At 52.9% G+C, this 20350-nt stretch carries 22 protein-coding genes; 6 read left to right on the forward strand and 16 right to left on the reverse strand.

Translation table 11 applies throughout. The annotated features are described in order from the left end of the window. Positions 1-43: 43 nt before the first annotated feature. The 10 genes from UNDYM_RS26090 to pabB form a co-directional block, all read right to left on the reverse strand. On the reverse strand, positions 44-1135 hold the full coding sequence (locus UNDYM_RS26090; RefSeq protein WP_162043749.1) for an AAA family ATPase: 1092 nt from the start codon (positions 1133-1135) through the stop codon (positions 44-46). Continuing rightward, positions 1132-2739: a DUF5691 domain-containing protein gene (locus UNDYM_RS26095; protein ID WP_162043750.1), complete on the reverse strand. Its 1608-nt coding sequence runs from the start codon at positions 2737-2739 to the stop codon at positions 1132-1134. The genes UNDYM_RS26090 and UNDYM_RS26095 overlap by 4 nt, the downstream gene beginning before the upstream one ends. Next, the gene (locus UNDYM_RS26100) at positions 2736-4094 is read right to left on the reverse strand and encodes an SWIM zinc finger family protein (protein ID WP_162043751.1); all 1359 of its coding nucleotides are present in this window, start codon (positions 4092-4094) and stop codon (positions 2736-2738) included. The genes UNDYM_RS26095 and UNDYM_RS26100 overlap by 4 nt, the downstream gene beginning before the upstream one ends. A 209-nt stretch (positions 4095-4303) precedes the next feature. Further along, positions 4304-4708: a VOC family protein gene (locus UNDYM_RS26105; RefSeq protein ID WP_162043752.1), complete on the reverse strand. Its 405-nt coding sequence runs from the start codon at positions 4706-4708 to the stop codon at positions 4304-4306. Between the two features lie 27 nt (positions 4709-4735). Next, positions 4736-5101: an SLOG family protein gene (locus tag UNDYM_RS26110; RefSeq protein WP_162043753.1), complete on the reverse strand. Its 366-nt coding sequence runs from the start codon at positions 5099-5101 to the stop codon at positions 4736-4738. A gap of 24 nt (positions 5102-5125) precedes the next feature. Next, complete coding sequence (locus UNDYM_RS26115) at positions 5126-5929, reverse strand: ABC transporter ATP-binding protein (RefSeq protein ID WP_162043754.1); 804 nt, start codon at positions 5927-5929, stop codon at positions 5126-5128. After that, positions 5929-7758 carry an ATP-binding cassette domain-containing protein gene (locus UNDYM_RS26120; RefSeq protein ID WP_162043755.1) on the reverse strand — a complete coding sequence of 610 codons (1830 nt, stop codon included), beginning with the start codon at positions 7756-7758 and terminating at the stop codon, positions 5929-5931. Before UNDYM_RS26120 ends, UNDYM_RS26115 begins: the two co-directional genes overlap by 1 nt. Continuing rightward, the gene (locus tag UNDYM_RS26125) at positions 7758-8807 is read right to left on the reverse strand and encodes a branched-chain amino acid ABC transporter permease (protein ID WP_162043756.1); all 1050 of its coding nucleotides are present in this window, start codon (positions 8805-8807) and stop codon (positions 7758-7760) included. Before UNDYM_RS26125 ends, UNDYM_RS26120 begins: the two co-directional genes overlap by 1 nt. Before the next feature lie 97 nt (positions 8808-8904). Beyond that, positions 8905-10068, reverse strand: a complete 1164-nt coding sequence (locus UNDYM_RS26130) for an ABC transporter substrate-binding protein (RefSeq protein ID WP_162043757.1) — start codon at positions 10066-10068, stop codon at positions 8905-8907. 248 nt (positions 10069-10316) lie between these two features. Beyond that, complete coding sequence (gene pabB / locus UNDYM_RS26135) at positions 10317-12197, reverse strand: aminodeoxychorismate synthase component I (RefSeq protein ID WP_232063599.1); 1881 nt, start codon at positions 12195-12197, stop codon at positions 10317-10319. Positions 12198-12424: 227 nt separating this feature from the next. On the opposite strand from pabB, the gene UNDYM_RS26140 reads away from it, so the two are divergent. Beyond that, positions 12425-13708: a sensor domain-containing diguanylate cyclase gene (locus UNDYM_RS26140; protein ID WP_162043758.1), complete on the forward strand. Its 1284-nt coding sequence runs from the start codon at positions 12425-12427 to the stop codon at positions 13706-13708. A gap of 36 nt (positions 13709-13744) precedes the next feature. Here UNDYM_RS26140 and UNDYM_RS26145 read toward each other — a convergent pair whose 3' ends face one another. The 5 genes from UNDYM_RS26145 to argB form a co-directional block, all read right to left on the reverse strand. Continuing rightward, positions 13745-14188 (reverse strand): DUF962 domain-containing protein, encoded by a 444-nt coding sequence (locus UNDYM_RS26145; RefSeq protein WP_162043759.1) that lies wholly within the window; start codon positions 14186-14188, stop codon positions 13745-13747. Positions 14189-14228: 40 nt separating this feature from the next. Further along, complete coding sequence (locus UNDYM_RS26150; protein ID WP_162043760.1) at positions 14229-15002, reverse strand: helix-turn-helix transcriptional regulator; 774 nt, start codon at positions 15000-15002, stop codon at positions 14229-14231. Between the two features lie 81 nt (positions 15003-15083). Further along, entirely contained in the window at positions 15084-15659 is a 576-nt protein-coding gene (gene slmA, locus UNDYM_RS26155) for a nucleoid occlusion factor SlmA (protein WP_162043761.1), read from the reverse strand. A 121-nt stretch (positions 15660-15780) separates the two neighbouring features. Beyond that, positions 15781-16479, reverse strand: coding sequence for a pyrimidine 5'-nucleotidase (locus UNDYM_RS26160; RefSeq protein WP_162043762.1), 699 nt, complete (start codon positions 16477-16479; stop codon positions 15781-15783). A 33-nt stretch (positions 16480-16512) separates the two neighbouring features. Continuing rightward, positions 16513-17445 (reverse strand): acetylglutamate kinase, encoded by a 933-nt coding sequence (gene argB / locus UNDYM_RS26165; protein ID WP_232063121.1) that lies wholly within the window; start codon positions 17443-17445, stop codon positions 16513-16515. Positions 17446-17545: 100 nt separating this feature from the next. On the opposite strand from argB, the gene UNDYM_RS26170 reads away from it, so the two are divergent. The 5 genes from UNDYM_RS26170 (at position 17546) to UNDYM_RS26190 (ending at position 19802) form a co-directional block, all read left to right on the forward strand. After that, positions 17546-18130, forward strand: a complete 585-nt coding sequence (locus UNDYM_RS26170) for a sigma-70 family RNA polymerase sigma factor (RefSeq protein WP_162043763.1) — start codon at positions 17546-17548, stop codon at positions 18128-18130. Continuing rightward, the gene (locus UNDYM_RS26175) at positions 18127-18357 is read left to right on the forward strand and encodes a zf-HC2 domain-containing protein (protein WP_162043764.1); all 231 of its coding nucleotides are present in this window, start codon (positions 18127-18129) and stop codon (positions 18355-18357) included. The genes UNDYM_RS26170 and UNDYM_RS26175 overlap by 4 nt, the downstream gene beginning before the upstream one ends. After that, complete coding sequence (locus tag UNDYM_RS26180; RefSeq protein ID WP_162043765.1) at positions 18354-18575, forward strand: cysteine-rich CWC family protein; 222 nt, start codon at positions 18354-18356, stop codon at positions 18573-18575. The genes UNDYM_RS26175 and UNDYM_RS26180 overlap by 4 nt, the downstream gene beginning before the upstream one ends. Before the next feature lie 81 nt (positions 18576-18656). Continuing rightward, complete coding sequence (gene folE / locus UNDYM_RS26185) at positions 18657-19364, forward strand: GTP cyclohydrolase I (RefSeq protein WP_162043766.1); 708 nt, start codon at positions 18657-18659, stop codon at positions 19362-19364. 12 nt (positions 19365-19376) lie between these two features. Then, on the forward strand, positions 19377-19802 hold the full coding sequence (locus UNDYM_RS26190) for a BLUF domain-containing protein (protein WP_162043767.1): 426 nt from the start codon (positions 19377-19379) through the stop codon (positions 19800-19802). Positions 19803-19825: 23 nt separating this feature from the next. Here UNDYM_RS26190 and UNDYM_RS26195 read toward each other — a convergent pair whose 3' ends face one another. Then, positions 19826-20335: a DinB family protein gene (locus UNDYM_RS26195; protein WP_162043768.1), complete on the reverse strand. Its 510-nt coding sequence runs from the start codon at positions 20333-20335 to the stop codon at positions 19826-19828. Positions 20336-20350 lie beyond the last annotated feature (15 nt).

Raw genomic sequence — 20350 nt, forward strand, 5'->3', positions numbered from 1 at the left:
ACCCATGCTGATATTGCTATACGTATTCTTGATACTCATTTTCTTAATGCATGACATCGCGGCAGGCACGATACAGGTCTTTCCAGCCTTCGCGCTCCTTGACCACGGTTTCCAGATATTCCAGCATGACGATCTTGTCCTGCACCGGGTCTTTGACTATCGCGCCTACCATACTGGCTGCGATATCCGCGCCGCGCAAAGTGCCGTCACCAAAATGTGCTGCCAGTGACATGCCATTGGCGATTACGGATATTGCCTCTGCCGCACTCAAGCTGCCGCTGGAATTTTTGAGCTTGGTCTTGCCATCTGCAGTGACGCCATCACGCAGTTCACGGAAGATGGTGACTACCCGGCGTATCTCTTCCAGCGCCGGGATCTCGCCCGGTAATTCCAGTGCACGGCCAAGGCTGGCAACGCGGGTGGCGACGATATTGACTTCTTCATCTGCTGTGCGTGGCAAGGGCAACACAACGGTATTGAAGCGGCGCTTGAGCGCACTCGACAATTCATTGACACCACGATCCCTGTCATTGGCGGTAGCGATAATATTAAAGCCTTTTTGTGCCTGCACTTCTTCATTCAATTCAGAAATCGGCAAGGATTTTTCTGAGAGTATGGTGATCAGGCTATCCTGCACTTCAGTCGGAATACGCGTTAATTCTTCTACCCTGCCTATCTTGCCATCACGCATGGCACGCATGATGGGGCTAGGCACCACAGCGTCCAACGATGGCCCTTTCGATAGCAGGTGGGCGTAATTCCAGCCATAGCGGACAGTCTCTTCACTGGTACCTGCCGTACCCTGTACGATCAGGGTAGAGTCACCGCTGATCGCAGCGGACAAATGCTCTGCTACCCAGGATTTTGCCGTACCGGGTACACCGAGCAATAGCAGCGCCCTGTCGGTTGCGAGTGTGGCTACCGCAATTTCTATGACCCTGGCATTGCCTATGTACTTGGGAGAAATGACGACACCATTATCCAGCGTGCCGCCGAGCAGATAAGTGGCAACAGCCCAGGGCGACAGTTTCCAGCGTGGTGGCCTCTGGCGCGTATCGACGGCAGCCAGGGCTTCCAGTTCATTCGCGTATTGTTCTTCAGCGTGTTGGCGAAGTATGCTGTCATTAGTACTCATTGCTGCTCCAGAAAAGTGTGCATCATTTCGCTACGGAAGCGAAGCAATGCGAGAAAATCATCTATTGTGGTTTGCCATTTATCCCAGTGCGGATCCGCTCGTGGCCAGTCACGTTCATAGTCATGTAATTGCGCTGGATCAATGACCAGCGCCAGAGTATTCAGCACTTGTTTCAGCGACCAGAATTCTGCTGTCAACTCATTCAGCTTATTGCGTACATGCGCCACAATCGCAATCGACAGGGCAGCAGGCAATCGCCTCTTTTGTGCTGCCACCTGCTGGAATAATTCCAGTATGGTCCACACAGAAAAATTCGATGAAGCCTGAGCTGGTGCCAGCAATTCCATGAAGAATTCATATACAAAACCGGATTGCACATTAGCCAGTATCTTATGGACAAAGGGCGACAGAATCGCCCTGTGCTTGCTGTCAGTGTGCATGCTCAGGCGGCTAAATTCCAGACACCAGCCTTCAAACTGCGGTGAGGTATTATCCTGCATGCCTGGTCTGGCAGACAGGGTTTGCAGTGCTGTCGCCCAGCCAGTCAGCAAGACTTGCTGGTAATCTGTCTTTGCTGCCAATGCGAATAATTGTACCGGGCTGAGCTGCCATTTTTCTGACCAGTACAAGGGCGAGACTGCTGCGAGCATGTCCAGCAACCAGCCAGCTTTTTCACCTGTGCCGTGATAAGTGGTGCTGCCCACACCATCACGCTGCATGGCTTTATCACGTTCGAGTGGCAGGCAGACTACCAGTTCAGTATCACCGGTAATGTCCGGTCTGATGCTCAGCAAAGTATCCAGTCTGGCGCGCATGCGCAGTTCAAGCAAAGAATCTGGCAGGCTCAATAACAAAGTTTGCGCGGTTGTGCGCACTTCCTTGCGTTTATCGTCGAGTGCGCGCTCCAGAAATTCCTGATCGGCTACGCTCAAATTTTCTTTCAAACACTGTATCAGGCGTATGCGATGCTCAGGTGGCTCGGTACTCCAGACTTCCTGCAGCATGGTGAGGCCCAGTTCCGGGTCTTTGCTACGGCTGAGTCGCAATACCTCCAGCCTTTGCTCCACCGTGCCGGTTTCCCATAGCTCATCCTCAACCAGCTCTGTATCTGCCTGCCAGTTCCAGGCCGGGTTCTGCCTTGCCAGCCATTTGCCACGCTCGCCCATGACTGCGGCGACATAGGGCCGGAAAACAGGCTGCGTGCGCCCAAGTTCCAGCATGGCAGGTAAAAATTTGTAGGGCAAATGACAGCCATACTGCCTTGCCAGGCTCAGCCATTCAAAACGCAGTTCGGGATAAGTGCCCTGCAATAATAAAGATAATTTTGTTTCTGCCTGTTGCGGGCAAGGCTGGAGTTTTTCATCGGCGGCTATTGCAGTGGCGCGGCTGGTGATTGCCAAAGTCTGTGCCCCGGCACGCGTCCATAAGTCCAGTGCCGCGATGCGTTCCCACAGATCCGATTCGGGCATATCAGCCTGCTTTGTTGCATCAGCAAAAACGCTATCCTGCAAGGCGGCAGGCAAGTCATTCTGCGCTTGCGCTCCGGCGCGTGAAGTGCCCAGCAACAGAGATTTTTTTATGCTGGCGGTAAGCATCGACGTCATAGGAGACAATCACTTTCAAGACTCAAGAATTGCCGATCTGTCTGTACCGAGAGTGGGGTAAAACAATAGCCATCCCATTCACCTACCAATGTCATGGGCTGACCACCACTGACGGCCTGCAATTGCCATCCATAGGCAAAGTTTTCTGGCAAGTGCAGGGCTTGCTGGTCAGGCAAAATGGCAAGCCCGCGTTCACCATCCAGTTGCAGGCGTAGCCCGGACAAACTCAGTGGCAGGCGTTCGATAAAGGGATTGGCGGCAATTGCCCTGGCATAGCTTTGCATACCTGCGTCAAATTGCGTAGCCGGGAATTGATATTCTTTAATGACGCTGACATTGCGCTGATCCTTGATCAAGGCACGCAGAGGAGCTGCCCCCGGATAAAACACCAGTTCGCCCTCAAATTCACTACCGACGGCGATAGGCCGGTCAAAGCCCTGGGTACCAACGGCATATTGCAAAAACATTGCCCACAGCCCGCTGCTCTTACCGCATAAATAGGTGATGCGTGTACGCACACGCTCGTCATCACGGGTTTTCTGCGCCACTACCTGCCAGCAATCGACTTGCCCGGCTTGCGCCAGCAAACTATCCTGACTCTGGTTCCAGCCCAGCATGCTGCGCACATCTTCCTGCAAATCGGGTGTCAGGCTTTCTATCTTTTGATAAGCCCTGATCAGCAGATAAATGGCGGCTATTTCACGTGCCAGTTGTTCTTCCCAATCGCTGATGCTGGTTTGAAAAGCCAGCCTGCCTGCGCGTGACAGACGGCCAGCCAACGGTGCCATCTGTGCATCAACCATACGTGCTGCGATGGCATCCCACTGAGCGGTACCGGCATTACGCAAGCTTGAAAAACCTTCCCTGGCGAGATCTTCCAGCCAGGTCTGCAATTCCTGCAAACCACGGGCAACTTTGGCCTCGCGTTTTTCTTCACGCTTTTGCGCCTGCTCTGCCTGCTGTGCAAGTTTTTCAGGCGTCAGGTTTTGCAGCTTTTCTTCTGCTGTTTCCTGTTTCTTCGTGGCGCGGGCTTCGCGGCTTTGCAACCAGTCCAGGTTCCATTGCGGTGCCGCTGTCGCAGCAAATAATTCTGCTTTTCCTGAGTACAGCAAAAACAGGCCCAGCCCATGCTTGCAAGGGAATTTACGGCTGGGGCAACTACATTTGAAAGCAGGCTCACGCAAATCTATCTGGGCGCGATAAGGGGTGGAGCCACTACCCTGGCATTCGCCCCAGACAGCAATGTCGGAATTGCCGAGATTACTCCATTTGGAGGCTGTTGCCAATGCACTGCCAGCTTTTGCTGAACTGGCATCAGGCGCGAGTGCAAGAATTTGATCGGTACTTAAAGTCACTTGTTTGAGCGTAACGTTTTACTGTGTAGATTGCTGTCTTAGTTTCTGACATTCATGATCAGGTCAAAGTGCTTGCAAGGCCCTGACAGGTTCCCGCATCAACAGCACTTTTCTTGGCTCAGCATTTAATCATACTTTTATGACAAGCGGAAAATTTCAGCTTCTTCTTGCCATTTTTTCTTCACAGTAGAACCGCAATGCACGGAAACTTACCCAGCGTCTGCTTCTTCATGATGACAGCAAACACACAACTTGTTGCCATCTGGGTCGCGGAAATAAGCGCCATAGTAATTTGGATGATACTGCGGACGCAAACCCGGTGGTCCTTCGCAAGTGCCGCCATGTGCCAGTGCTGCGTCGTAGGCACGCTGCACCGTTGCACGCGAGGCAGCCAGCAATGCCACCATCTGGCCATTGCCATGCTGTGCGGCTTCGCCGTTATAAGGTTTGCCTATGACAAACAAAGGGCGTGGCTGGTCTGCTGACATCCAGCCTGCCCAGGGCTTGCCTGCATCCTTGAATTTCAAGACCAGGCCCAACTCAGTCATGAGGGGAGAGTAGAACGAAAAAGATTTCTCAAAATCCTGTATACCTGTGAATACATGGGAGATCATGCTACATCCTTTGCGCTTATTGCGTCATTACTGTGTAAAAATCCTGACCGGTATCTGTGCCTGCTCAGCAAGTGTCACGGCATGTAGTGTACCGCGAGCGCAACCAGGTTTGCCATAGTCGGCATGAAAAGCCAGCACCAGGTCTATGCCTGTCGCCAGCATTCTGACATTCAGGCCCTTCCATCCTTCACCAGGAAATGCGCGGTAGTCAGCATTGGTTTTTTTCATCGCTTCGACTGCAAAACCAAATTCCAGTGCAACTGCTTTGGCGTGCGCATCTATGCCAGGCGTATCACCTGTGACGATGATGGTCGCAGGCGGTAGCTGAGCCAGTTCGCGGCGGATAGCGGCCTGGCCTTCCCACTGAGTGGCACCTGTAATCAATACTCTCATACAGCAAAGTCTAGCACGGCTAGCTCAATGATTCTTTTTGGCCAGACCCAGGTAGGTATCGATCACGCGCTGGTCATTTGCCAGTTCTGCGGCATCACCTTCGAGCGCAATCTGCCCGGTTTCCAGCACATAGGCATAGTCGGCCACCTGCAAGGCGGCGCGGGCATTTTGCTCTACCAGTAGAATCGCAACGCCGGTTTGCTTGAGACGCTGGATAATGTGAAAAATCTCCTTGACGATCAGTGGTGCAAGGCCAAGGCTAGGTTCATCGAGCATCAGCAATTGCGGCTTGGCCATGAGCGCACGGCCTACTGCCAGCATCTGGCGTTCACCGCCTGACAATGTCCCTGCTTCTTGTGTGCGTCTTTCTTTGAGGCGCGGGAACAGATCGAAGACGACATCGAGCTGGTCAGCATAATTTTTTTCACCGGCCTGGTAGCGGCGATAGCTGCCCAGCAAAAGATTGTCTTCGACCTTCATGCTGGCGAACAGCTCGCGTTTTTCTGGCACCAGTGACATGCCCTGGGCAACACGATTTTCTATACTGACGCTGGCGAGGTTTTTATCCGATAAAAGTATCTGACCGCGCATGCTGCCACTGGCAGGCAGGGCACCGGCGATGGCATTGAGCATCGTCGATTTTCCCGCACCATTCGGGCCGATGACGGTAACGATTTGCCCGACACCGACACGTATATTGGCAGGTTGCAAAGCCTCTACCTTGCCATAGAATACTTGCAGATCCTTGGTTTGCAATAGGGCCGGTTCAGACAAGGATGTCGTCGCCAGGATGACTGGCGTGGTGTCTGCAGAATTTGTAGTCGTCATCAATCTATCCCACCCAGATAAGCTTCCAGCACAGCCGGATGTTGTTGTACGTCTTGTGGCAAGCCTTCGGCAATCTTGGTGCCGAATTCCATGACCACCAGTTGATCTGTCAGATTCATGACGAAATCCATGTCATGCTCGACCAGCAGGATACTCATACCCTCTGCACGCAGCTTGCGCAAGAGCTCGGCCAGTTCCTGTTTTTCCTTATAACGCAAGCCGGCGGCTGGCTCATCTAGTAGCAGCAAACTAGGATCGCAGCACAGTGCCCTGGCGATTTCCAGTATGCGTTGCTGGCCCAGGGCCAGGCTGCCTGCTTCTTCATTGATCAGATGTGCCAAACCTACCCTTTCCAACTGCCTTTTTGCCTCTGCCAACAGTGAATTTTCTACCTTGCCGTCACGGCGCAAGATGCTGGCAATGACTTCCATGACATCACCACCCTTGGCACGCAAATGCGCACCTATCGCGACGTTTTCGAGTACTGTCATGCTGGCCAGCAAACGCACATGCTGGAAACTGCGGCCTATGCCCAGCTTGACGATTTCACGCGAAGGCAGGTTGGCGATGTCCTGCAATTTGCCATCACGGTAAAAACGCACGGCACCACTGGTCAAGGGCAAGACGCCGGTGACCAGGTTGAACATCGTTGATTTGCCTGCACCATTCGGGCCTATCAGGCCAACGATCTGCCCGGCGCTGACAGTGAACTGCATGTCATTCACGGCAACCAGGCCGCCAAATTGCTTGCGCGCCTTGTCGATTTCGAGGATGACGGTATCGACTGGCGGTTTGGCACGTACTGGCAATATTGCAGCATCTGCAGCGACCTGTATGCCCTTATCTTCTGGCAGCCATTTGGCAAACAGGCGCTTGCTCCAGCTGGCTAAATAAGGCCAGACACCATCACGTGCGCGTTGCAGCAACAAGACCAGCAAGACACCGAACACGATGACTTCAAAATTTCCATTTGCCCCCAGCAATGCAGGCAAGATGCTTTGCAGTTTGTCTTTCAGCAGCGTCAGCAGGGCTGAGCCCAACAAGGCTCCCCAGACATGACCAGCACCACCCACCACGGCCATGAACAGGTATTCAATACCGGCATTCAAGCCAAATGGCGTGGGATTGACGGCGCGTTGCAAGTGCGCATACAACCAGCCGGAAACACTGGCCAGCATGGCAGCGATGACGAAGATGATGACTTTCATGCGTGCAGTATTGACACCCATGGCTTCTGCCATGACGCCACCACCTTTTAGTGCGCGTATGGCACGGCCAGGACGTGATTGCAGCAGATTTTGTACCGCAACTATCGCCAGCAACAATATCACCCAGATCAGGCCAAACATGCTGCGTCCTGTATCGAGTTTAAGTCCCACGATTTCTATGGGAGGTATGCCATTCAGGCCATCATATTTGCCGAGGAATTCGAGGTTACCAAACAGGAAGAATAGCGACAGCCCCCAGGCGATAGTCCCCAGTGGCAGATAGTGGCCGGACAGGCGCATGGTAATCAGGCCTATCGCCAGTGCTGCCACCATGGTCAGCACCAGGCCAGCCAGCAAACCCAGCCACGGCGAATAACCCAGGGCCGTGCTCAGATAGGCCGTGGAGTAAGCACCGAGGCCAACAAAAGCTGCCTGGCCAAAAGAGGTCATGCCGCCTACCCCTGTCAGCAAGACCAGGCCCAGCGCGACGATCGCATACAGGCCTATGTAGTTGGCCAGAGTGATCCAGAATTCAGGTACCGGCACCAGGGGGAACAGCAAGACCAGCGCAAGCAATATCCATTTACCGTGTTTGATGCCGTTGGTGAGGAGTGCTTTCATTATTCTTCATCCTCATCAGTATGTTTGCTGGAGAGTGAACGCCACAGCAAGACCGGGATAATCAGGGTAAATACGATAACCTCCTTATAGGCACTGGCCCAGAAAGATGAATACGATTCCAGCAAGCCCACCAGCAAGGCACCGGCGGCGGCAACCGGATAAGACACCAGACCACCGACGATGGCACCAACGAAACCTTTGAGGCCGATCAAAAAGCCGCCATCGTAATACACCGTAGTCATCGGTGCGATCAAGACGCCGCACAAGGCGCCCATGGCCGCGGCAAGAGTAAATGCCAGACGACCAGCCTGCGTGGTACCTATGCCAACCAGTTGCGCACCCAGACGATTGACGGCAGTAGCACGCAAGGCCTTGCCGGACAGGCTGCGTTCAAAATAGAAATACAGCGCAGCGATCAACAGAGCAGAGACAGCAATCACCACCAGACTCTGGCCAGATATCTGCATGGCACCAAGTTCAAAACGGGCATCGCTGAACGCGGTCGTGCGTGAACCTTCAGCACCAAACATCACCAGGCCCATGCCCGTCAGGGCAAAGTGCACACCAACAGAAACGATGAGCAAGACCAGAGTGCTGGCTTCTGCAAGCGGTTGATAAGCCAGCCGGTAAATCATGGGGCCCATGGGCACGACTATTACCAGTGCCAATAAGACCTGGGCAAACAGCGGCCATTCCTGCGCGTTGACATTGCGTGCGAGCAGCCAGACAGCCAATGGAAACAGCAAGAGCTTGCCGGCAGATAAAGCCAGGGCCTTGGCATTCACAGGCTGCTTGCTGCGCAGTTGTGCATAAATTTCCTTGCCCAGGCATAGCAAGCCAAAAGCGAGTAACAGGCTGGCAGAATGCGGGAATTTGCCAGTCTGTATGGCAGCCAGGCTGAGTGCGCCGAAGGCGACAAATTCACCTTGCGGTATGAAAATAATCCGCGTGACGGAAAACACCAGTACCAGCGCCAATGCCAGCAAGGCATAGATGGCGCCACTGGTAATACCATCCTGAGCGAGGATGGCGGCAATTGAAAAATCCATGTAAACCTGACTTTCTTGCTTACTCGTGTGGCATAGCCTCAAATTATGGGCCGAACAAAAAGGGAGCCGCAGCTCCCTTGATTACTTCATCAATACATCAGTTAGCCTGACCGATCAATTTCCATTTGCCATTGACGATTTGCACCATGACGCGGGAACGCTGGTCGAAACCCAGATGGTCAGTGTCCGTCATATTGACGATGCCATGCGAGACCGGCAGATTGACAGTATTTTCCAGCGCGGTACGCAAGGCAGCGCGGAATTCCTTGCTGCCTGGCTGGGCTTTTTTCAAAGCCACAGTCGCGGCGGATTCCAGCAACAGACTGGCATCCCAGGCATGACCACCAAAGGTGGAGACAGAACCTGCGCCATATTCTTTTTCATACGCTTTGACATAGCGCATGGCAGATTTCTTGACTGGATTATCGTTAGGCAATTGCTCAGCCACCAGCAAGGGGCCCGCTGGTAACCAGGTGCCTTCGCAATCCTTGCCGCAGACGCGCAGGAAATCATTATTTGCAACGCCGTGGGTCTGGTAAATCTTGCCCTTGTAGCCGCGTTCTTTCAAGGTCTTTTGTGGCAGGGCCGCTGGCGTACCGGCACCGGCAATCAAGACTGCATCAGGATTGGTTGCCAGGATTTTGAGGATCTGGCCTGTGACTGAAGTATCACTGCGGGCAAAGCGCTCATTGGCAACCACTTTGAGCTTGCGCAATTCAGCAATCTTGGAAAATTCTTTGTACCAGCCTTCGCCATAGGCATCGGCAAAGCCAATAAATGCAACAGTCTTGACGCCGGCATCGTTCATGTGGCCGGTGATCGCCGTGGACATATGCGAATCATTTTGCGGCGTTTTGAATACCCAGTAACGCTTGGAATCAATAGGTGAAATAATCGCCGAAGATGCCGCCATCGAGATCATTGGCGTTTCATTTTCTGCTGCCACATCGACCATGGCCAGGGAATTAGGCGTGATGGTAGAACCGATGAGGATATCGACCTTGTCTTCGGCTATCAACTTGCGGGCATTTTTGACAGCGGTCGTGGTATCAGAGGCGTCATCCAGTACGATGTATTCCACCTTCTTGCCGGCGATTTCCTTGGGTAGCAGGGCAAAGGTATTTTTTTCAGGGATGCCCAGAGAAGCTGCGGGGCCGGTGGCCGACACATTGACGCCAACCTTGATCTGCGCATAAGCATTTGTTGCCAGTACCAGCGATAACATGGCGGGCAAGGCCGCCAGTAAAAACCGTTTCTTCATGGGTAGTCTCCTGTTTTGCGATTATCTGCAATATTAATCAATACCAAACAATATGAATAAGTATGCAATTTGCCGACCGCTTGGTCGGTTAATTTTTTTCCAGTGTAACCTTTCCTTCGTGCAGGCACAATATTTAAGCTGGATCAATTTTCCAGGTCCAAATCTGTGAGCGGAATTTATCTTTATACTTCAGATAGGCAAGTCATGTCAGCTTTCTTGCCTGCAGAGCAAGTCTTGCATGCACTTAGTTAATCCATTTTAATCAATTCAACAACAAAAGCACCGCGCAGGGAATTGCACAACATGATTTGTTCGGCAGCCAGCAGGTCTGCCATCGTCAGGACTTGCTCTGCCAGTTGATAACGCCTGTCTTCCAGCAATATCGCCCGCATGATACCGGGCAAGACACCATCTTCGAGTGGCGGTGTCAGCCATTTGCCATTAAGCTTCAGCAAGACTGTGCTGCGCCCGCCTTCGGTCAAATGCCCTTTTTCGTTAAAAAACAACATATCAAATGCACCCTGTTGCTCTGCTGCCTGCCAGGCCTGGTCATATTGCTGGCGCAAGCTACTCTTATGGCGCAGGAACAGATTGCGGCTATCACTGGCAGTTGCCGCCAACATGACTTTGGGCTGCTCTGGCATGCTGGTCAGCAGCGCAGTCCGTACATCCAGTTCGCAATCCGGCTTCAGTGCCAGGCGTAATCTGTGCGGCAGGCTGGCGGGCAGGGCATCACATGCTTGCTGCAATTTTTCACTGATTTGCTGCTGGTTCCAGGCAAAGCCAAAATACTGTGCCGATGCCTGCAGGCGCTGCAAATGCCGTGATTGATGGCGACAGCCTTCTTCCAGCGTTGCATGCATGGTTTCAAACAGTTCAAACTGGGGTGGCAAACCGGTCAGGAAACGCGCCTTCAAATGGCATTCTGCATATTCGTCCTGGGCCACACTGTCATACACGATACCAGCGCCTACCCCCAGTACACCACGGCGCAAGACTGGCTCTGCATTATTAACAGGGGCTTGCAGTTGCAGAGTGCGTATAGGTACAGACAGGCAAAAATCGCCCAATGCGCCTGGCTGTGCTGGCGGATCGAACCAACCTATGGCACCGGTATACAGACCACGCGGCTCTGTCTCCAGTTCACGGATGATCTGCATGGTGCGGTGCTTGGGTGCCCCGGTAATCGAGCCACAGGGGAACAGGGCCGTCAGTATCTGTTCCAGATTCAGGTTTTGCTGCAAATCGGCTTCGACAGTAGAAGTCATTTGCAGCACGCTGGAAAAGCGCTTGACCTCAAATAATTTGGGTACCCTGACGGTGCCGGTTTTGGCGATGCGCCCGAGGTCGTTACGCAGCAAATCAACGATCATGAGATTTTCTGCGCGGTTCTTGCTGTCGGCAGCAAGTTCTGCCGCCAGGCGCTGGTCTTGCTCTGTATCGCCAGTTGCCGCTGCCGTACCTTTCATGGGGCGAGCCAGCAATTTACCCTGTTGCTGGCGTACGAATAATTCTGGTGACAGCGAAACGACTGCCTCGCCATCAGGCAGGCAGATCAGCGCGCCGTAAGGCACGGGCTGGCGCTGGCGCAAGCGGCTGTAGAGTACGGCGGGCGGGCCATAGCTGTCAAAATGCAGACGGTATGTGTAGTTGACCTGGTAAGTGTCACCGGCAGCGATATATTCCCTGACCCTGGCTATGCCTTCTTCAAACTGGCTGGCATCGACACTAGGCTGTATACCTGCGATTCCGGCAATGGTGTGTGGCGCTTCCTGGGCCTGCAAAAAAGCAGTGACTTGCTGGCTATCCAGAATATGACATTGCCGGAACAGGAGTATGCGTGACACAGCCACTGCTGCGTGTCCGTCATGCTCAGCAATACCCTGCAATTGCGCACCGCTTTCATACGACAACAATGCCAGCGCAAAACTGCCCTGTTGCAAAGCCTGCTCTGCATCACGCCATAAGGCCGGCCACTGTTGCGCCGTGTTGCATGTCAGTACGACCTGCAAGTCATGGTAATAGCGCGATTGTGCCTGCTCCGAGTGAGCGTCATCAAGCAGGGCAAAGCATTCCCCAGGCTGAGGGAGAGGAAATGGCAGGACAGGATTGTTGGAAAAATCTGACACGCGGATTCAAGCTAACATAAAGATGTGCCGCAGTTTACCCGCAGATGCCTGCATCTGCATAAAGCGATGCACGAAGACGCCAATCAAGACAGAAGTATAGTGCCATGGCACTTTTTTATGACATGATTCTGGCACATAGGTATAGTCGCTGGTATTCACTACAGCCAATATTTTCCACAGGGCAATTCGCAATTTTTCTCATGCATAACACTTATTTCAGGCTACCAATGGCAAAACGCATCTTTCGCAAGAATTTGCAGGCAATCGCCCTGGCGATGCTGGCTGCCCTGATCTTGGGATTGATACTGTCTGCTTATCTTTTGCAAAGAAACCTGCGTGCAGAAGCCCTGTATAAATCTGACACTCTTGCCAGCAATATGGCAGACGCGATGATCGCCAATGATATGCGGCAATTGCAAAGTCTGTTGCTGAATGCCACCAATACGCCAGACATGCAGACTGCTAATGTCTATGACAGCCATGGCCAGCCCATACTGGCCTGGAACCCGCAGGGCCAGTTGATCAAGACCAGTGGTGTAGAAGCCACGACCTTGCTGCGGCGGCATGTGGTGGAATATCACCTGGGCAATTTCAGTGCCATTAGCCCGGTGCTGAGTGGCACCACGGTGATAGGTCAGGTGCAGTTGCAAATCAGTACCTGGCCGCTGTACCAGCACATCCTGTTGTTCTTGCTGATCGCCGGTTTCCTGTTTGTGTTTACCACTGTGTTGGCAGCTTACTGGCTAACAAACAATCAATTGCGCTCCATGCAACCCATCATGGAATTAAGCGTGATAGCAGAAAAAGTGGCAACACTGGGCGATTACAGCCTGCGCGCACCGCAAGACCCCGAGCATGAACTGGGCAGCCTGAACATGCATTTCAATCTCATGCTGGCAAGGATGGAAGCCTGGGAAAACGATATGCAAAGCGAAGCCAAGGAAAGGCGCGAAGCAGACAGCCGCCTGGCCATTTTGAACAACCATGACAGCCTGACCAAGCTGCCGAACCGCCACTATTTCCACCGGCTGCTCAGCAACTGCCTCGAAGATGCAGTTGCCAATGAAGAAATGGCAGCCCTGATGTTTATCGACCTCGACCACTTCAAGGGTCTCAGCGAAAGTTTTGGCTATGATGCCGGTGACCTGATTCTGGCGACCATGGCCAACCGCCTGTGCGGTGTCTTGCGCAGTACGGATACCCTATGCCGTGTCGATGGCGATGAATTTGCCGCCATTATGCCCAATGTGGGTAGTCTGGAAGTGGTAGAACAACTGGCAGACCGGCTGGTCAAGGCCATCAACCAGCCCATGACCTTGCGCGGCCAGCAAATATTGCTGAGCGCCAGTGTGGGCGTAGCCTGCTGTCCCCTGCATGCCAAAGAGCAGCGGCTATTTTTGCATCATGCTGATATTGCACTGAAAGCCGCCAAGGCCGCTGGCCGCAATACCTGGCGTCTGTATAGCAAAGACTTGCCCAAGACTTCTCAGGCAGTGCAACTCAGCATCTGATGCTCATCCAATGCTGCGTTGATGCTGATCGGATGCTCAATACGCGATATGCAGACGACGGTATAAAAAGCTGAGAACAAACAAGGGGCCTATCAGCAAATAGCGCAGGTCATCAAAGAAAGATGGTTTCTTGCCCTCTATCTTGTGGCCGATGAACTGGCCTATCCAGGCGACAACAAAAATACCGAGTGAAATTTGCCACATCAGGTGTTGTGGCAATTGCGAGAGTATCCACAGCATAGTGCCCGACATTCCCAGCATGCCTACGGCAAACGGCACCGAGAGTGTCGTGTAGTAAATCAGCGAAATAACAGTAACAGCAAGTGCCGCCATAGGATGGACTGCCCAGATCAGGCCAAGGAAGGACAGCACGATGACGGGCACACAGACAAAGTGGATCAGTTCATTGGTGGGGTTCAGGTGGCTTTCGCTGTATTTCGCCAGCAATTGCTCTATCTGTCTGGAATTGGCTTGTTGCATGAGGGTCTCCCGGATATTGTTATACCCTCAGAGTAATCCATCAAATGGCATCCTGCTTGAACGCAATCGCCATCCTATGCAATTCTGAGGGGGCCACCCCCATCATGCTGCGAAAGGTGCGACTCATGTGTGCCAGGTCGGCAAAGCCGGAGGCATGGGCAGCCGCCGTCATATTATTACCCTGTGCAACTGCCGCCACTGCATCCACCATGCGCGACCATAGCAGGTAGCGCGACAGCGACATACCGGTTTGCTGACGGAACAAGTGAGTGAAACGGCTTTCTGACAGGTGCACAAGCCTGGCCAGGTTCTCGCCATTACAATCTGCCCCATGACTGGCAGCAATCGCATCCAGTGCGGTCAGGATGCGGCTATCGAGTGAGGCACTGGTCTGGCTTTGTGGCAAGGCACAGGCTTGCCAGATTTGCCGTATATGCTGTGCTGCTTCCATGTCCAGTGACTGATGACGGTTGTCCGAAAGACTGGTGGCCAGTGCCTGAAACTCAGGCCACGTACCGAATGCAGCCCGCAAATCAGTTCCACTTAACTTCACCGCCTCCGGCATTTCCAGGAACAGATGCGCCAGCATGCCGCCATCGCTGTCTATCTGGTGAGCATCATGCGGTGCAAAACTGGCGCTGCGTGTTTCTGTCCAGTCATGGTCTGCCTGCAGGCGGGCGCGGAACGGACGCTCCAGGCCGTAAGTGAGTTGCAGCGCAAAATGGGTATGCAGGGACGAATCTATGCCTGGTGAAATCACCAGGGCGGCACCACGCCATAAAAATAAACGTCCGGGTTGCTGGGGCAGCTTCATCAGTGGCTGTCAAAATCCTGTGTGGTTAAAACACGGACTATGATGCGTCAGCCAGCGATGAAGTGCAATCGGGTCGGAAGATTAGCGCAACAGCAAGGCTACATGCATGGCCGCCTGCTCGGTTGGCAGCAATTTGAAACCGGTCTTGGCAAAGCGCAACCAGCGGCCCATGACAAAGCTGCACAAGAGGCTAGCACGTGCCTGCGCCTCTTCTTCGGCAAAATGGCCCTGGCTGGCTGCCAGGCGCAAAGACTGGCGGAAAGCCATTTCCAGTCTTTCTGCCAGTTGGTTCATGCGCAATTGCAGGCGTTCATCTTCATTGACCAGGGCGTCACCAATCAGCACGCGGGTCATGCCAGGATTGCGCTCGGCAAAATTGAGCAGCATCATGATGATGGACTGGGCTTGAACCATGCCATCTTCCTGGCTTTCATTGATCTGGTTGATGAGGCCAAAGATGGAAGACTCGATGAATTCAATCAGCCCCTCAAACATCTGCGCCTTGCTGGCGAAATGACGGTACAGCGCGGCCTCAGACACAGCCACCTTGGCCGCCAGCGCAGCGGTCGTGACCTTTTCACCTTTGGGATGCTCAAGCATCGCCGCCAGCGTCTGGAGTATCTGTAATTTACGTTCGCCGGGTTTGGTGCTGGCCATAGGTGTCAAATAAGTGAATTCAAAAAAGGAGAGCAGGCAATTCAGCCGCGCCGGGGCGAGATTCTAAAGACCAGCCGCCCAGTACGCAATCCCCCTTCACATTTTGCTACACTGCCTGGGCTCAGGCGCGCAGGCGATGGATGTGGCGGGCGAGTTGTATGACGGATTTTATTTTGACGTCGGCACAGGCGGCAGCTCTTTTACGCTGATGGACAGGAGTATAGCCTGTGACCCAGGCGGTGCGCAGACCTTCTTGCTTTGCAGCAAGCAAATTCTCTACACTATCTTCCACCAGGATACAGTCTCTTGCCTGTTTGCCATAAGTCGCCAGTAACTTGCGCAAATAGGAACGCGAAGGCTTGGGTTGCAATTGCCCATGCACGCGCATGGCCTCAACCGGGATATGTGCATCAAAATGTTTATGCAAACCCATGTGCCTGAGTACCCGGCCCGAATACACACGCGGCGCATTGGTCAGCAAAATCTTTTTACCGGGCAGACGGCTCAACAGTTTTTTCAAACCGCGTTCATACCTGATCATCGCACTGAGGTCATCAAAATGATGCACCTCTTGCAAAAACTCATCTGCCCTGACGCCATGGTGCCTGACCATGCCGAGCATGGTGACGCCATAGCGCGCATAGTATTGCTGACGGATGGCATTCACCCGCTCGGCATCTGCCGGCTTGCCATCTTCCCCCAGTACCCGCGCCAGGAAGGCATTCATGTTCTGGCTGATGACAGGGAAAATCGCATGTGAAGCATTGTGCAGCGTATTGTCCAGATCAAACAGCCACAAGGGCTCGGGGCGCCTACGCATGAGGCAGGCGCTCCACCAGCTGATATTGATTCATCAATGGCTGCGTATCATGGTACCGAAGGCTTGTTCGGTCAACACTTCCAGCAACAGGGAATGTTCTATGCGGCCATCGATGATATGCACGGTATTCACGCCAGACTTGGCAGCATCGAGTGCGGATGAAATTTTTGGCAACATGCCGCCGGAGATGGTGCCGTCAGCGAACATTTCATCAATCTCGCGCGCCGACAAATCGGTCACCAGATTGCCTTGCTTATCGAGCACGCCAGGGATGTTGGTCATCATGATGAGCTTTTCAGCCTTCAGGATTTCGGCAATCTTGCCTGCGACCAGATCGGCATTGATGTTGTAAGCCTGACCATCTTCACCAAAGCCTATAGGAGAAATGATAGGGATGAAGGCATCATCCTGCAGGGCTTTGACAACCGCCGGGTTGATGGCATCAATTTCACCCACGTAACCGATGTCAAGCATGGCACCCGGATTTTCACGGTCAGGCATCATCATCTTGCGGGCGCGAATCAGGCCGCCGTCTTTACCGGTCAGACCTACTGCCTGGCCACCGTAGTGGTTTATCAGCATGACGATATCCTGCTGGACTTCACCACCGAGTACCCATTCAACGACTTCCATGGTTTCTTCATCGGTGATGCGCATGCCCTGGATGAAAGTACCCTGCTTGCCCATTTTCTTGAGCGCATTATCAATTTGCGGGCCGCCGCCGTGCACCACGACCGGGTTCATGCCTACCAGTTTGAGCAAAATGACATCACGGGCAAAGCCGTGCTTCAGGCGTTCTTCTGTCATGGCATTGCCACCGTATTTGACGACGATGGTTTTGCCATGGAATTTACGGATGTAAGGCAGGGCTTCCGCCAGAATTTCCGCCTTGATGGCTGGTTCCACGCCTGCCAACCGGTCTTCCGGTGCAAGTTCTTCTGTCGTGTTTGCGTTCAAATCGCTCATAATGACGGTATATCCTGAAGGTATGATAGTGGGTTATTTCATCAAGCCTGAATTTTACAGGATTTGAGCCCAAAGCTTTTCCAATTCAGTCAGCAGACTTATGACATCGATTACAGATTTACATCAACAACTGGAAAACCTGCGCCCTGGCCTGTATCGCTTTGCACAATTGCAACTGCGCAATGAGTGTGCTGCGGAAGATGCCGTGCAGGAAACCTTGCTGGCCGTACTGGAAAAACCGGACAGTTTTGCCGGTAATTCTTCGCTGCGCACCTATGTGACAGGCATTTTGAAATTCAAGATCATCGATCACCTGCGTTCACTGAAAAAAGAAAAGCCGCTGGAAATCAAGGATGATGAATCTGAAGACGATTTGATAGACAGTTTATTTAATGCCAACGGCCACGTGATAGGTATGCCGACCGCCTGGGGTGCGCCTGAAGCAACATTACAACAAAAAGATTTTTTTCGCGTGCTGGAAGTCTGCCTGGAAAACCTGCCTGCCAAAACTGCCCGTGTTTTCATGATGCGTGAGTGGCTGGAACTGGAAACCGAAGAAATTTGTAAGGAATTGGAGTTGAGTACGTCTAATCTATGGGTGGTGCTCTATCGTGCGCGATTACGCCTGCGTGAATGCCTGGACCTGAACTGGTTTGGCAGGGTGTCATCAGGAGAAAAAATATGAGTGTCTTTATTGTTTGCAAACAAGCACATCAGCTTATTTCTGAGGGTTTGGACCGTCCGCTCAGCCTGTCTGAGCGCACCCAGTTAAAAATGCACCTGGCGATTTGCCGTGCCTGCACCGGCTTTGACGGGCAAATGTCATTCTTGCGCAAGGCAATGAAAAAGACTGCCAGTGAAGGCTTGCCAGCAGAGACCGATAATGCGGATGGCAAAGGTAGCGCGACATGAGTGTGTGTCCCCGCTGCCAGGCCGTGTTTACTTGTGCGATGGCAGATAATACTGGCCAAGCCTGCTGGTGCACTGCCCTGCCACCGATTGCCTTTAAAAAACTGCCAGATGGTGTATTGAAGATGGATGCGAGTTGCTTTTGCCCGCATTGCCTGCCACAGTGGAAGGCAGAACGCGAAGCCGAATACCAGCGTGACAACGTGCAGCCTGAGGCTTAGGCAACAATGCATGGACAAGCCATCCGCAACGCCAATTTGACAATTCAGTTACCATAGACTTTTTACATCCCGGTTTTCAGCATGTCTAACGATACGCCCTTAGCTTACAAAGCTGTCAATATTCCCGTCTCGCAGCGCATACGTGAACGCATCACGGCCAGCAAGACGCGTTTTCACGCGAATGACAATATCGCCCGTTTCATTGAAGCAGGCGAGATGGATGAATTGCAGGCAGAAGTCGAAGAAAAACTGCGTGCCGTGCTGGAAAGCCTGGTCATCGATACCGAGAGTGACCATAACACCCAGGATACTGGCCGCCGCGTCGCCAAGATGTTCATACAGGAAGTCTTCAAGGGCCGCTATGTGCCCATGCCTGCGGTCACTGAATTCCCGAATGCCTCGCACCTGAACGAATTGATGATCATCGGTCCTATAACGGTACGTAGCGCCTGCTCACATCATCTGTGCCCGATTATTGGCAAGGTCTGGATAGGTGTCATGCCGAATGAACATTCGAACCTGATCGGTCTGTCGAAATATGCGCGCATTGCTGAATGGGTCATGAGCCGTCCGCAGATACAGGAAGAAGCGGTCGTGCAACTGGCCGATACCCTGCAAGAAAAAATGCAGCCAGATGGTCTGGCAGTCGTCATGGAAGCTGACCACTTTTGCATGCATTGGCGTGGCGTGAAAGACATGGATGCTGCCATGATTAATAGTGTGATGCACGGCTCCTTTTTGAAGGATGCAAACCTGCGCCGTGAATTCTTATCCCTGATCAAACGCTAACCAGGACTTGCCATGCTAGTACGCTTACTTTACGCCAGCCGCGTCGTCGATGAAAAAATGTGCGACATCGTGCAATCCGTCGTCAGCCAGTCCCGTCAGCATAATCCGCAGCACGGCATCACCGGTGTGCTCTGCCATAGCGACCAGGTCTTCATGCAGGTGCTGGAAGGTGGCCGCGAAGCAGTGAATACCCTGTACAGCCACATTTTGCGTGACGAGCGTCATACTGACGTGATACTGCTTGATTATGAAGAAATACTGGAGCGCCGCTATGCAGGCTGGACCATGGGCCAGGCGAATATGAGCAAGATCAATCCTTCAATTTTGCTGAAATATTCACCCTTGCCGGTACTGGACCCGCACCGCATGTCAGGCAAGATATTGCTGGCCCTGATCGATGAACTGATGGCGACTGCGTCTATCGTTGGACGCACTTGAAACAACCGTTTGCCACCGTCAGTTTATTCGTGGTGAAGGCGTCGCTCAGGTTCATGCCTGTGCAAAAACTTTGTGAGGGAATCGGGCGGAGAACTGATACCCATGTCTTCCAGAATCTGCCCCACGCAACCACGGTGATAACCACCGTGGGTAATCACATGCAGCAACATCTCTTCGCATGACATGGTGCCCTTGTCGCCGTCAGTAAAGCTAAATTGCAGGCGCTGTTTCAGACGCTCTGTGCTGAGCCCGGATACAAAATCGAGGTACCAGTTATCGGTCGCACTGACGATCTCGCGCAATGCAGATAAGTCCGGTATTGTTTCGGAATTAGTCGATGTAAAACCAGCAGCCCCCGTTCCGCTCAGATGCCCCTTGAATATTCTGTCCACGACATTGACATGATCCAGCGTGTGCAGCATGGCCTGGAATTGATCGGGGTGTCGCTGCGCATCAAATCTGGCAAGGGCAGCGTGCATCTCTGCATTGGCCCAGGCCTTGTAACTGAAGAGTGAAACCAGAATACTATCCATAGCCGCGGATCTCCT

The organism is Undibacterium sp. YM2, assembly GCF_009937975.1.
Classification (GTDB): Bacteria; Pseudomonadota; Gammaproteobacteria; order Burkholderiales; family Burkholderiaceae_D; genus Undibacterium.

What these genes read in the sequence shown, in the direction of transcription:
- folE (WP_162043766.1), top strand. Translation starts at nt 18,657, where the DNA reads ATGTCTAACGATACGCCCTTAGCTTACAAAGCTGTCAATATTCCCGTC.
- UNDYM_RS26120 (WP_162043755.1), bottom strand. Translation starts at nt 7,758, where the DNA reads ATGAAAGCACTCCTCACCAACGGCATCAAACACGGTAAATGGATATTG.
- UNDYM_RS26105 (WP_162043752.1), bottom strand. Translation starts at nt 4,708, where the DNA reads ATGATCTCCCATGTATTCACAGGTATACAGGATTTTGAGAAATCTTTT.
- UNDYM_RS26140 (WP_162043758.1), top strand. Translation starts at nt 12,425, where the DNA reads ATGGCAAAACGCATCTTTCGCAAGAATTTGCAGGCAATCGCCCTGGCG.
- UNDYM_RS26115 (WP_162043754.1), bottom strand. Translation starts at nt 5,929, where the DNA reads ATGACGACTACAAATTCTGCAGACACCACGCCAGTCATCCTGGCGACG.
- UNDYM_RS26175 (WP_162043764.1), top strand. Translation starts at nt 18,127, where the DNA reads ATGAGTGTCTTTATTGTTTGCAAACAAGCACATCAGCTTATTTCTGAG.
- UNDYM_RS26130 (WP_162043757.1), bottom strand. Translation starts at nt 10,068, where the DNA reads ATGAAGAAACGGTTTTTACTGGCGGCCTTGCCCGCCATGTTATCGCTG.
- UNDYM_RS26095 (WP_162043750.1), bottom strand. Translation starts at nt 2,739, where the DNA reads ATGACGTCGATGCTTACCGCCAGCATAAAAAAATCTCTGTTGCTGGGC.
- slmA (WP_162043761.1), bottom strand. Translation starts at nt 15,659, where the DNA reads ATGGCCAGCACCAAACCCGGCGAACGTAAATTACAGATACTCCAGACG.
- UNDYM_RS26170 (WP_162043763.1), top strand. Translation starts at nt 17,546, where the DNA reads ATGACATCGATTACAGATTTACATCAACAACTGGAAAACCTGCGCCCT.
- UNDYM_RS26180 (WP_162043765.1), top strand. Translation starts at nt 18,354, where the DNA reads ATGAGTGTGTGTCCCCGCTGCCAGGCCGTGTTTACTTGTGCGATGGCA.
- UNDYM_RS26110 (WP_162043753.1), bottom strand. Translation starts at nt 5,101, where the DNA reads ATGAGAGTATTGATTACAGGTGCCACTCAGTGGGAAGGCCAGGCCGCT.
- argB (WP_232063121.1), bottom strand. Translation starts at nt 17,445, where the DNA reads ATGAGCGATTTGAACGCAAACACGACAGAAGAACTTGCACCGGAAGAC.
- UNDYM_RS26090 (WP_162043749.1), bottom strand. Translation starts at nt 1,135, where the DNA reads ATGAGTACTAATGACAGCATACTTCGCCAACACGCTGAAGAACAATAC.
- UNDYM_RS26150 (WP_162043760.1), bottom strand. Translation starts at nt 15,002, where the DNA reads ATGAAGCTGCCCCAGCAACCCGGACGTTTATTTTTATGGCGTGGTGCC.
- UNDYM_RS26195 (WP_162043768.1), bottom strand. Translation starts at nt 20,335, where the DNA reads ATGGATAGTATTCTGGTTTCACTCTTCAGTTACAAGGCCTGGGCCAAT.
- UNDYM_RS26160 (WP_162043762.1), bottom strand. Translation starts at nt 16,479, where the DNA reads ATGCGTAGGCGCCCCGAGCCCTTGTGGCTGTTTGATCTGGACAATACG.
- UNDYM_RS26145 (WP_162043759.1), bottom strand. Translation starts at nt 14,188, where the DNA reads ATGCAACAAGCCAATTCCAGACAGATAGAGCAATTGCTGGCGAAATAC.
- UNDYM_RS26125 (WP_162043756.1), bottom strand. Translation starts at nt 8,807, where the DNA reads ATGGATTTTTCAATTGCCGCCATCCTCGCTCAGGATGGTATTACCAGT.
- UNDYM_RS26190 (WP_162043767.1), top strand. Translation starts at nt 19,377, where the DNA reads ATGCTAGTACGCTTACTTTACGCCAGCCGCGTCGTCGATGAAAAAATG.